At 62.3% G+C, this 12289-nt stretch carries 7 protein-coding genes and 4 pseudogenes; 2 read left to right on the top strand and 9 right to left on the bottom strand.

The features are described from left to right. From BZ163_RS01625 to BZ163_RS01585, 9 genes and pseudogenes are all read right to left on the bottom strand, one after another. A pseudogene (locus BZ163_RS01625) lies at window positions 1-589 on the bottom strand (HEAT repeat domain-containing protein); the annotation flags it as partial. Then, window positions 586-1433 (bottom strand): annotated as a pseudogene (locus BZ163_RS01620) (ABC transporter ATP-binding protein). The pseudogenes BZ163_RS01625 and BZ163_RS01620, both read right to left, overlap by 4 nt. Further along, window positions 1433-2215, bottom strand: a complete 783-nt coding sequence (locus BZ163_RS01615; protein ID WP_128869525.1) for an ABC transporter permease — start codon at window positions 2213-2215, stop codon at window positions 1433-1435. The pseudogene BZ163_RS01620 and the gene BZ163_RS01615 overlap by 1 nt, the downstream one beginning before the upstream one ends. A 202-nt stretch (window positions 2216-2417) precedes the next feature. Further along, window positions 2418-3823, bottom strand: a pseudogene (locus BZ163_RS01610) (ABC transporter substrate-binding protein). Window positions 3824-4253: 430 nt separating this feature from the next. Next, window positions 4254-4499, bottom strand: a complete 246-nt coding sequence (locus BZ163_RS01605) for a ferredoxin family protein (protein WP_128869524.1) — start codon at window positions 4497-4499, stop codon at window positions 4254-4256. A gap of 25 nt (window positions 4500-4524) precedes the next feature. Then, window positions 4525-6270, bottom strand: a complete 1746-nt coding sequence (locus tag BZ163_RS01600; RefSeq protein ID WP_128869523.1) for a fumarate reductase/succinate dehydrogenase flavoprotein subunit — start codon at window positions 6268-6270, stop codon at window positions 4525-4527. Continuing rightward, on the bottom strand, window positions 6267-7019 hold the full coding sequence (locus BZ163_RS01595) for a GntR family transcriptional regulator (protein ID WP_128869522.1): 753 nt from the start codon (window positions 7017-7019) through the stop codon (window positions 6267-6269). The genes BZ163_RS01600 and BZ163_RS01595 overlap by 4 nt, the downstream gene beginning before the upstream one ends. A 196-nt stretch (window positions 7020-7215) precedes the next feature. Then, entirely contained in the window at window positions 7216-8184 is a 969-nt protein-coding gene (locus tag BZ163_RS01590) for a Gfo/Idh/MocA family protein (protein WP_128869521.1), read from the bottom strand. A 284-nt stretch (window positions 8185-8468) separates the two neighbouring features. Beyond that, window positions 8469-9356, bottom strand: coding sequence for a Dyp-type peroxidase (locus BZ163_RS01585; RefSeq protein ID WP_128869520.1), 888 nt, complete (start codon window positions 9354-9356; stop codon window positions 8469-8471). 331 nt (window positions 9357-9687) lie between these two features. Here BZ163_RS01585 and BZ163_RS01580 point away from each other — a divergent pair, with 331 nt between their 5' ends. Together BZ163_RS01580 and BZ163_RS01575 are read left to right on the top strand one after the other, a co-directional pair. Beyond that, a complete protein-coding gene (locus BZ163_RS01580; RefSeq protein WP_128869519.1) occupies window positions 9688-11313 on the top strand; it encodes an NADP-dependent glyceraldehyde-3-phosphate dehydrogenase in 1626 nt (541 codons plus the stop codon). 56 nt (window positions 11314-11369) lie between these two features. Further along, window positions 11370-12289, top strand: a pseudogene (locus tag BZ163_RS01575) (FUSC family protein); the annotation flags it as partial.

Genomic DNA, 12289 nt, shown 5'->3' with positions numbered 1-12289 from the left:
CACGCCAGGCCCAAGGCCCCGGTGGGCGGCGCGGCGGACTTCGGTGTCCGGATCGTCACTGGCCAGCCGGGCCAGCGCCGGCAAGGCATCGAGCTGCTTGAGCCAGCCGAGTACGCCGACGGCTTCGCGGCGAACGCTGGCGTCTTCATCATTCAGCGCGACCGCTGCAGCTTGCGCGGCATCGGGAAAGCGCAACTCGCGCAAGGCCCTGAACGCGGCGACGCGCACGCTGATGTCGTCATGCCCGGTCCACGGCAGAATCACCCGGCCCGCCGCTTCGCTCTTGATCAGGCTGAGGCTTTGCGCGGCAGCGGCCTGCACCGCCTGGGAGGGATCGGTCAAGGCCCGGCACAGTGCGTCGACCACGGGCGCGTCCTCCCAGGCCTCCAGCAGCCGCGCCGCTTCGGCGCGAACCTCTGCGGTCGGGTCCTTGCGCCAGCCGATCGACCAGCCACAGCAGGCCATCCGGCTCCTCGAGGTCGGCCAGTTCGATCAGGGCAATCCGCCGCACGCCGGGATCTTCATCGGTCAGGCGCGGTTGCAGGGCAAGAATGTCGTCGTTATCGGTTACATCGAATAGAGAGGTCATAGGGCAAACCGCGGCAGTTTATTTTCAGGGGGAAGTCCGAGAGGGTTCAGGCGCGCAGCTGCCGACCATCTTCGTGACGCAGCAACTCGAGGCAATGACGCTTCAAGCGGGAGAACGCGTGACTTGTCACCAGCTCAGTGGTGCGCGGCCGGGGAAAATCCAGACGCAGGTCTTCGATGATCCGGCCCGGGCGCGAACTCATCACCAGCAGACGGTCGGCGAGGAACAGCGCTTCGTCGATGTCATGGTGACGAACACGACCGTGGTGCGGATGCGCGTCCAGATATCCAGCAGCAGTTCCTGCATGTTCAACCGGGTCAGGGCATCAAGGGCGCCGAAAGGCTCGTCCATCAGCAACAGCCGTGGGCGATTGATCAGCACCCGGGCGATTTCCACCCGCTTGCTGCATGCCGCCGGACAGCTGATCGGGCCAGCGCTCGGCAAAACCTGCGAGGCCGACCAACGCGAGGATTTCGTCGGCGGCCCGGTGCCGTTCGGCTTTGCCGATGCCACGCATTCTCAGGCCGAAGGCGACGTTCTCGCGCACCGTGCGCCAGGGGAACAGCGTGTGATGCTGAAACACCATGCCGCGCTGGGGCGATGGGCCCGAGACTGGCGCGCCGTCGACGTTCAGGGTGCCGGTATGGCTTTGCAGATGCCCGGCCAATGCGCCGAGCAAGGTCGATTTGCCGCAACCGGACGGCCCGAGAATGCACACGAACTGCCCCGGCTCGATCTGGCAGTCCAGGCCTTGCACGGCTTCGAAGGCGTGTTTGTCCTGGCCGAGGACAATGGACAATTGGCGGATGTCGATCCGTCCTTCAGGGGTTTGCATCACGCTCATCAGGTTTTTCCTCGTGGTCGGTGCCAGGGCGTGAACAACCCGCCCAGCCGTTTGATCAGCAGACTGCTGCCCATCCCGAGTACGCCGATCAGCAACATGCCGACCACGATGTCGGCGTAGTTCTGGATGGTGTAGGACTCCCAGGTGTAATAGCCGATGCCGTACTGGCCGGAGATCATTTCCGCGGTGACCAGGCAGAACCACGACGTGCCCATGCCGATGGCCAGGCCGGTGATGATGCTCGGTGCGGCGCCGGGCAGGATCACTTCCAGCAGAATCGCCCGCCGCCCTGCCCCGAGGCTTTTCGCCGAGGCGATCAGCCGCGGGTCGACGCCTTCGACGCCGTGCACGGTGTTGAGCAGGATCGGGAACAGCGCGCCGGTGAAGGTGATGAAGACCATCGACAGCTCGGACGACGGGAACATCAGGATCGCCAGCGGAATCCAGGCCACCGCCGGAATCGGCCGCAGGACTTCCAGGGGCGGCAGCAACACGTCTTCAGCCCATGTCGAGCGACCGATGGCCAGGCCGAGGGCGACGCCGATGATCAGCGCCGCGAGGTAACCGGCAAACACCCGGCCGAGGCTGCTGCTCAGGTGCTGGACCAGCTTGCCGGAATCGCCGAGACCGAGGGCGGCGTCGATCACCGCGAGCGGCGTCGGGACGTTGGCGAAAGTCACCAGGCCAAGGTTCCAGTGGCCACTGGCGGCGAATTGCCAGAACAGGAGGCAGAGCAGCAATGAGGCGGCTCTTGGAACCCAGCGCAAATATGATCGGTACACAATTCTTCCTCTCAACCTTGAACCCTGTAGGAGCCCGGCTTGCCGGCGAAGGCGTCGGACCAGCCAGCATCAATGTTGAATGCCAGACCGTTTTCGCGAGCAGGCTCGCCCCTACAATGGATCTTTGGTGAACTCGATATTTTCATACGACGTCGTTCGCCTGTAGGAGCCGGCTTGCCGGCTCCTACACAGGACCGCGAGGTCAGCGGACGGCAACGGCCTGGGTGGTGGCATCGGTGAAATCGAACACCTTGCCGCCTTGGGCCGTGGCGAACTGCTGGGCCTGGCCTTTGAGCAGGAACGCGCTCAGGCGCCCTTGCGCATCACTGGCAAACCACGCCTGATCCGCCAGCAACTTGATCCCGCTGTCACTCGCCTGGGCATACACCGCGCGGATGTTCCTGCCTTCCTGCTTCAGGCTCGCCAGCGCGCTGAACGCCGACTCCACCGAGGCGTATTGACGGACTTTCGCCTCGCCGCGCACCCAGATCCCGGCCACATGGCTGAAATCGGTGATGGCCTTGCCGCTCAGTGCGTCCACCGTGGTCAGCGGCGTCGGCTGGTAATTGGCAAGCTGTGCGCTGTAATCCAGGTTGGAGGCCTTGAAGGCGGCGCGGATGTATTGATCGTCGATGAAGGTGTTCAGGTCGAGACCGCGGTCAGCCTTCTTCAGCAGCTTGAGGGTATCGATGGCGGTGCGACGGCCTGACGGTATTCCGGCTTCCAGCTCAGGTCGCGGGTCTGCACCCCGAGCGGGCCGTAGAACAGGTAATTGACCTCGGCATCGACCCCGGTGACCTTGGCGATCAACTCGCTGTACTTCTCGGGTTCGGCCGTCAGTAACTGGTTGGCTTCGAGACTGGCGCGAAGGTAGGCGACGACAATTTCCGGGTACTTTTTCGCGTATGCCTGATCGACCAGTGCGCCGTGGAACGTCGGAGCGTTCGCCTGGGAACCGTCATAGATCTTGCGCGCAAAACCACGGCTCGGGAACAGTTCGGCGAAGGGCACGAAGTCGGCGTGGGCGTCGATTTTCCCGGCCTGCAACGCCGAGCCTGCGACCTCCGGCGGCTGGGCGATGATGTTCACGTCTTTGAGTGGGTCCCAGCCCTGGGCGGCCACGGCGCGCAGCAACATGCCATGGGCGGTGGAGGCGAACGGCACGGAAATGGTCTTGCCCTTGAGCTCGGCCAGTGACTGCACGGTAGAGGCGCTCGGTACCACGATGCCGTTGCCGCTGCCCTTGATACTGCCCGACAGCACACTGATGAACAGGCTGTGCTTGCCCGCGGTTTCGAACGCCACGCCGTTGAACGACCCGGGGAAATCGGCCATGGCGCCGAAGTCGAGTTTGCCGGCAACCATCTCGTTGGTCAGGGGCGCGCCGCTGGTGAAGTTCTTCCACTGCACCTCGTATTGGGCATCCTTGTAGGGGCCGTCATGGGGCAGGTATTTGTCCAACAAGCCCAACTCGCGAATCAACAGACCGCCGGCGGCGCAGTTGATCGTGGTGTCCTGGGTGCCGATGGCAATGCGGATGGTTTCGGCTTGCGCCGGCAAGGTGAATGAAGCCAGTACCAGACCGGCAAATGCTGCACGCAATAACATAGGTAGATCCCCTCGAATCATTTTTTGGATATTCGTCTCCGCCACGATCAGGGCGCGGTGGGAAACGAGGGGTGGTTTGAAGCAAGCGTCCGGGGGTGGCCGGATAGCTTTGTGGTTGTTTCGGCTGGCCTCTTCGCGGGCAAGCCCGCTCCCACAGGTTGCTTGGCGTACGCAAGATTTACGGTTGGCCTCGATCCACTGTAGGAGCCGGCTTGCTGGCGAAGACGTCAGCACATTCAACATCTCTGTCACTGACACACCGCTTTCGCGGGCAAGCCCGCTCCCACAGGTTTCCCTGGCGTCTGCAAAATTCGTTTCGGCACAAATCCCTGTAGGAGCCAGCTTGCTGGCGAAGGCGTCAACACATTCAACATCTCTGTCACTGACACACCGCTTTCGCTGGCAAGCCAGCTCCTACAGGGTCCCGGTTTCAGCGCAACAGATACGGAATCTCGACTTTCACCGCCCCGGTCGGGCAGTCCTTTTCACAGGGCATGCAGTACCAGCATTCATCGAAGGCCATATAGGCTTTCTGCGTGCCCGGGTTGATCGCCAGCAGGTCCATCGGGCAAACATCCACGCACACGGTGCAGCCTTTATGGGCGATGCACAGATCCTCATCGACCGTGACCGGCGCGTTTGAGCGAAAGAAGATTTCCTGGGGTTGATAAGCCATTTCGCGGTCTCTCTTCGGGTGAGGCTCAGGCAGCAAAGGCACCGACTCGCAGCCGGTCGTAGGCCTGCATTTCCTCGGCATCCAGCGGGATGATGTAAGGCTCGACGGCTTTCTTGAAACTGCTCATCTGCCCGTTTTCATCCTTCTTCAGGTGGCAATGGCAGAACCAGTCGCTGTCGTTGCGTTGCGGGTGGTCGACCCGATAGTGGTACAGCCCCCAGCGACTCTCGGCGCGGAACAGCGAAGCGCGGGCGGCCATTTCGGCACAGTCGCGGATCATGCTGACTTCCATGGCGCGCATCAGTTCATGGGCGTTGTGGGCCTTGATCTGATCGAGATCGCGCTGGATATCGCTGAAGCGTTGCAGGCCGATCTGCATCTTCCTGGTGACTTTCGGCGGCTGCAGGTAGTCGTTCACAAAACGCCGCAGCTTGTACTCGACTTGCGCGGGCGGCAGACCGTGTTCACGATCCAGTGGCGCATAGACCCGGGCCTGTTCCGTTTCGATCTGCTGCGCATCGACCGCTGAAAACTCGCGCCCGGCGACAAAATCCGCCGCGTTGGTGCCGGCGAACCAGCCATAGGTGAACGCACCGAGCATGTAGTTGTGCGGCACCGCGGCCATGTCGCCCGCCGAGTACAAGCCCTTGACCGACGTCTCGGCCTTCTCGTTGACCCACACCCCCGACGCCGAGTGACCGCTGCAAAATCCGATCTCCGAGATGTGCATCTCGACCATCTGCGTGCGGTAGTCAGTGCCGCGGTTGGCGTGGAACTGGCCGCGACTCGGGCGTTCGTTGCTGTGCAGGATCTCTTCGATGTTCTGGATGGTTTCCTCGGCCAGGTGATCGAGCTTGAGGAACACCGGGCCGTTGCCGCTTTCGAGCTCCTGGTGGAACTCCCACATCATCTGCCCGCTCCAGTAGTCGCACTCGATGAAACGTTCGCCCTTGTTGTTGGCGGTGTAACCGCCCAATGGGCCGGTGACGTAGGCGCAGGCCGGGCCGTTGTAGTCCTTGATCAGCGGGTTGATCTGGAAGCATTCCAGGTTCGCCAGTTCCGCGCCGGCGTGATAGGCCATCGCGTAACCGTCGCCGGCATTGGTCGGGTTTTCATAGGTGCCCATCAGGTAACCCGAGGACGGCAGCCCCAGGCGCCCGGCCGCGCCACAGCACAGAATTACCGCTTTGGCTTTGATCACATGGAAGTCCGCGGTGCGGCAATCGAAGCCCATTACGCCGTTGACCGCACCCCCTTCGTCCGTCAGCAAGCGCGTGCAGACCAGCCGATTGGTGATGCTGACCCGTGCCCGCTTCAACTGGCGGTACAGGACTTTCTTGATGTCATGCCCTTCCGGCATCGGCAGCACGTAGGCGCCCATGTGGTGGACCTTCTTCACCGCGTAGTCGCCGGTTTCGTCCTTCTCGAATTTCACGCCCCAGCGATCGAGCTGCTCGATGGTTTCGAAGCTATGGGTCGCGTAGGCATACACCGCCGCCTGATTGACGATGCCGTCGTTGGCGATGGTGATTTCCTTGGTGTACTGCTCCGGCGTCGAGTGACCGGGAATGATCGCGTTGTTCAGGCCGTCCATGCCCATGCTGATCGCGCCGCTGCGCTTGACGTTGGCCTTGTCGATCAGCAGCACCCGCAGCTCGCGGTTGCGTTCCTTGGCCTTGATCGCCGCCATGGGCCCGGCGGTGCCGCCGCCGATCACGACGATGTCGTATTCCTGCTCAAGCGTGCTTCTGGTGGTAGCGTTGTGGGTCATGCCTGATCCCCTTTTTGCCGGTCGATTCGCAGGCGGTACTGGAAGGCATCGCCGCGGTAGTAAAGGTGTTCGAAGTCCAGGGGCTGGCCGCTGGCGTCGTGGGTCAGACGCTCGATGCGCATGATCGGCGAGCCGGCTTCGACGTTCAGCGCCTGGGTCAGGTCGCTGTCGGCGAGTACCGCGTCGATGGCCAGGTCGGCGTGACCGAGGGCCAGGCCACAGTCGTTCTCGAGGATCAGGAAAATGTCGCGGGTGACCAGATCGGCCTTTTCCAGCCGCTCGCCAACCGCCTTGGGCAGGTAGGTGATCTCCAGCGAGATCGGCTCGCGATTGATCAGCCGCACCCGTTTGATCTGCGCCACAATCTCGCCTTCGGCCACCCGCAGACGCTCGGCGACGAGCTTGTCGGCCGGGATGAATCTGAAGCTGCGCAGGCGGTTGATCACTTCGTAGCCGCGACCGGTCATGGACTCGGCCAGGCCTTGCAAGGTGCTGACGTTCTGAAAGGTTTTCGGTTTGGCGACGAAGGTGCCCTTGCCGTGGATCTTGAAGATCAGGCCTTCTTTCTGCAGGTCCCCAAGCGCCTGGCGCACGGTGATGCGGCTGACCTTGAACAGCGCGCCGAGCTCGCTTTCGGACGGCATCTGGCTGTCTTGCGGATATTCGCCGTCGAGGATGCGGGCGCGCAGTACATCCCGCAGTTGGGTGTGTAGCGGAACACTGCTCAGGGATAGAACGTTATCGGTCATGGAGGATCACTTGTCATAACGAGTTATGACGTGATCTTAAAGTTCTAACAGATGGCTTGAGAAATACTGTTTGGGAATAAGGTTAGATGCGCAGCGCCAGTCCTTGTGGAAGCGAGCTTGCTCGCGAAGGCGTCGTGTCAGTCAACATCATTGCCGACTGCGCCAACGCTATCGCGAGCAAGCTCGTCCCACAGGTTCAGCTGCGCTTGAGTATTTGGTCCATCACCCAATCGGTTTTCAACGCCTCTTCGGCCACCGCCGGATGCCGGGATTCGCCCCGGATATGCGCGTTCATGCCCAGCACGTGATGCCACTGGATGTGGTGGTGATGTTCAATGTGCAGGCTGAGGTGTTCATCCGCTTCAAGCTGAACCGGATGCTCATCGAATACCGAAAAGCTGATCCGCCCTTTGCTGCCGATCACCTCGACCCGGTCCTCGCGCCGATCCGCGACAAAGTTCCAGCAGCCCATGCCCATCGCCCCGCTGGCAAAGCGCCAACTGGCACTGACCGCATCTTCGGCGGCATACAACCCGGCCTGTCGTGCAGTGAAACCGGCAACTTCGACGATGTCACCGAGCAGGTACTGAAACAGGTCCAGGCCATGGCTGGCCAGGTCTGCGAAATAGCCACCACCGGCAATCGCCGGATCGGTACGCCAGTTGCCGGCACCGCCGCGATCCTCTGCCGACGGCGCCTTGGTCAGGGTCCAGCTCAGGTGCCGGACCTCGCCGATTCGCCCCGCTTCCAACCACTGCCGCACCTGCTGGAAACGCGGCAACGAACGTCGGTAATAGGACACGAACAGGTGCAGCCCGGCATCGGCAAAGACCTGTTGCATCTCCCGGCTTTGCCCGGCATTCAGCGACATCGGTTTTTCGACACAGCAATGTTTACCCGCGGCGGCCACTCTCAAGGCGTAGGCGTAATGACTGTCGGGCGGCGTGGCGATGTACACCGCGTCCACCTCGGGATCGTTGATCAACGCCTCGACGTCGGTGTAGGTCCTGGCGATGCCGTGGCGCGCAGCATAATCGGTCACCACCTCCAGCCGTCGCCCCATCACCGCCACCAGCGCCGAGCCGGGAGCCTTGTAGAAGGCCGGTCCGCTCTTGCGCTCAGCGACGCTGCCACACCCGATCATGCCCCAGCGCACCAGGTTCATATTCACTCCTTGATAATCAGCCGACGCGCAATGCGCGCAAATCCCGAATCCGGCAACGATCCCCTGTAGGAGCTGGCTTGCCAGCGAAGGCGCCCTCGAGCCTTGCAGCGCCCATCACGACGCCTTCGCCAGCAAGCCGGCTCCTACACAGGTAACCGGGCCGTACACCAATCCCGAATTCGACAACGATCCCCTGTAGGAGCTGGCTTGCCAGCGAAGGCGCCCTCCAGCCTTGCAGCGCCCATCACGACGCCTTCGCCAGCAAGCCGGCTCCTACACACAGTTCAGCCGACGCGCAATGCGCGCAAATCCAGATGACTATCCTTGAGCGGCGGGCACCAGTAATAGCCGCCCGTGATCGGCCGGCTCATGCGGTACAGACCATCGGTGATGCCGTCTTCCAGGCCGCTCATGCGCCGCAATTGGGCTTCGAACGCATCGAGGGAAAAACCGAAGGCGAGGAACATCAGGCCGGCGCGGTCACCTTCGATCCACGGCATCGAACGACGGACCACGAACGCTTCAGGGGCGAAGCTTTCCTGGGCGGTGCGTTTGACGTGGGCAGAGATCGGCGCATCGTCGTGCTCTTCGTTGTCGCTCAGGCGGCGGCCCATGATGTTGTCCTTCTCATGGGAAGGCATCGCATTGAAGCCTTTGAGGTCGTGCTGCCACTGCTGGATCGCGGCGAAACTGCCTCCCACCTGGCCTTCGGCGCCCTCACCCACCAGCGCGGCGGCCACGGCGGCTTCGTCGTGGGGGTTTTCGGTGCCGTCTTCGTAACCGGTCAGGTCATGCCCGGTGAGGTGGCGGAACGTTTCGTTCATCTGCACCAGGCGCAAGGCCGGGGCCAGGGCGGCTTCGATGGCGTTGCTGCGATTGAGCAACTCGCCACGGTCGACTCCGTGCAACCAGCACCATAGCGCGTGCTGGGTCGACGGGTTGTCGACGCCGACCCCGGTCAGCGCCGGAAAGGGACGCAGGCCTTCGATCTGGCCATGAAGCGCCTTGACCAGGGACTCGCCGAAACCGACCACAACCGACTTGCCGTCCACCAGTTGCATCAAGTTGTCGAGCGCGGCCGGGAGTGCAGCGGTCGATTCCAGTGCGAAGAACATATGACGGGCTTGAGGGGGGACTGGGGTGGCGAGAATGCCCGGCTGGTAGTGGCTCATATGAACTCCTTTGGAAAGAGCGCGAAGTTTACCTCCAGCGTTGGCCGTTGTGTGTTCCCGGGGTAAAAGATTGCTGCCTCGCCGCACGGCGCAGGGACTTTTAACCAATCAGGACAGGCAGCATGCCGTGGGTCATGACAATCGGTGCAGCGATCTGGTAAAACGTTTCAGCCAGGCTGATCGAACGCGCAGCCTGCTCAGGGTTTCAAACCACTGCGCGACTGGTTTCCACTACTTTCGACAGCCGCGTCGTGATCAGGCCTTGACCTGATCGCAGTGCATGGCGATAACAGACCTTATCCGCATCACCCAATCCAGACGGGGTAGCGACATGACCACAGCACAGATCCTTGGCAACCTGTTTCCCTCTGCCGGCGACATCCCGGAAAAATACCGCCTCGACGGCCAGATCGAGCAGCGTGAATACCTGGTCGACGGTGAGCTGAAAACCTGGTCAGGCCCCCTCGCCCAAGTCCGCAGCCCGGTGTACCTGGCCGGTGCGAGCGGCGACGAACAAGTCATCCTCGGCAGCACGCCATTGCTCGACGCCGACACCGCATTGACCGCCCTCGACGCCGCCGTCCGCGCCTATGACCGGGGTCAGGGGTTGTGGCCGACCATGCGCGTGGCCGAACGGATCCAGCACGTCGAAACCTTCCTCGGCCGCATGCGCGAACAACGTGAAGCGGTGGTCAAGTTGTTGATGTGGGAGATCGGCAAGAACCTCAAGGACTCGGAAAAAGAGTTCGACCGCACCTGCGACTACATCGTCGACACCATCAACGCCCTCAAGGAACTCGACCGCCGCTCCAGTCGCTTCGAGCTGGAACAGGACACCCTCGGCCAGATCCGCCGCGTGCCCATGGGCGTGGCGTTGTGCATGGGGCCTTACAACTACCCGTTGAACGAAACCTTCACCACGCTGATTCCGGCGCTGATCATGGGCAACACCGTGGTGTTCAAACCGGCCAAACTCGGCGTGCTGCTGATCCGTCCGCTGCTGGAAGCCTTCCGCGACAGCTTCCCGGCCGGGGTGATCAACGTGATCTACGGCAGCGGCCGCGAGACCGTCAGCGCGCTGATGGCCAGCGGCAAGATCGACATCTTTGCGTTCATCGGCACCAACAAGGCCGCCAGCGACCTGAAAAAACTGCACCCAAGACCGCACCGCCTGCGCGCGGCGCTGGGTCTGGATGCGAAGAACCCCGGTATCGTCCTGCCCGAGGTGGACCTGGACAACGCGGTCAGTGAAGCGCTGACCGGCTCCCTGTCCTTCAACGGTCAGCGCTGCACCGCGCTGAAAATCCTCTTCGTCCACGAAGGTGTGGTCGAGGCCTTCATCGAAAAATTCAACGCCAGACTCGCCACGCTCAAACCCGGCATGCCGTGGGACAGCGGCGTGGCGCTGACACCATTGCCGGAAGCGAGCAAGGTCGATTACCTGCACTCGCTGGTGGCCGATGCGGTGAGCAAAGGCGCCGCCGTGGTCAACCCCAATGGCGGTGAAGCCCGCGCCTCGTTCTTCTACCCTGCCGTGCTGTACCCGGTGACACCGCAGATGCGTGTCTATCAGGAAGAACAGTTCGGCCCGGTGGTGCCGATCGTGCCTTACCGGCATCTGGACACGGTGATCGACTACGTCCTGGAATCGGACTTCGGCCAGCAGTTGAGCATCTTCGGCACCAACCCGGTGGCGGTCGGCCGGCTGGTGGACACCTTCGCCAACCAGGTCGGGCGAATCAACCTCAACGCCCAGTGCCAGCGCGGCCCGGACACCTACCCGTTCAACGGCCGCAAGAACTCCGCCGAAGGCACGCTGTCGGTACATGATGCGCTGCGGGTGTTTTCGATCAGGACACTGGTGGCGACCAAGTTTCAGGAAACCAACAAGGAACTCATCAGCGATATCATCAGCGGACGCAGTTCGAGTTTCCTGACCACCGATTACATTTTCTGAGGAGATCAAGCCTGAGCACATTCAGAGCCAACCGACTGCCACCACTGCTGCGCCGGATGCTGCGTCCGTTACTGGACCCGTACCGGCGCTATCGCCACGCCAGACTGATCCACGCGGTGCGCGTATCGCTTGGATTGCTGGCCACGATCCTGCTGACCACCGGCATCAACCTGCCCCATGGTGAGTGGGCATCGGTGACGATGCTGGTGGTGATCGGCGGCTTGCAGCATCACGGCAATATCGGCAAAAAGGCTGCCGAACGCGCCATCGGCACCTTGATCGGCGCCGCTGTCGGTCTGGCGCTGGTGGCGCAAGAGGCCTGGCTCGGCATGCCTTGGCTGACCTATTTCGAGATGGCCGTGGTGTGCGGGTTTTTCTCGTACCACGCCATCGGCAAGGGCGGTTACACCGCGCTGCTGTCGGCGATCACCGTGTTCATCGTCGCCGGGCATGGCGACAATCCAGTCACCGACGGGTTGTGGCGCGGAGTCGATATCCTGATCGGCATTGCCCTGGCCCTGGCGTTTTCCTTCGCCCTGCCGCTGTACGCGGTCTACTCCTGGCGCTACAACCTGGCCGACGCTTTGCGCGACTGCGCGGCGATCCACGCCCGCATCATCAATGGCCAGTCGGTCAGCGATGATGAATACCACAAAATCATGGGCCGCCTGAACACGGTGATGCTGCAACTGCGCTCGCTGATGCCGTCGGTGTCCAAGGAAGTGCGGATTTCCATGACCGAACTCGATGCCATCCAGCGCCATCTGCGCCCTGTGTATCAGCACCCTGGAAATCCTCGGCAACACCCGGCCGGATACCAACGACCCCGTGGCCATGGCCGATCTGCAATCGACGCTCAAAGCCGAGCATCGGCTGATTCGGGTGCAGTTGATCGGCATGGCCCGGGCGTTGAAATCCGGTGCCACCCAGCGCCTCAGTCGGCCCGCCGAACTGCCGACCGATGCCAGCCTGGATG

Origin of the sequence: Pseudomonas sp. VI4.1, assembly GCF_002029345.1 — a bacterium.
Classification (GTDB): domain Bacteria; phylum Pseudomonadota; class Gammaproteobacteria; order Pseudomonadales; family Pseudomonadaceae; genus Aquipseudomonas.
This window is presented reverse-complemented; position numbering and strand designations above follow the sequence as displayed.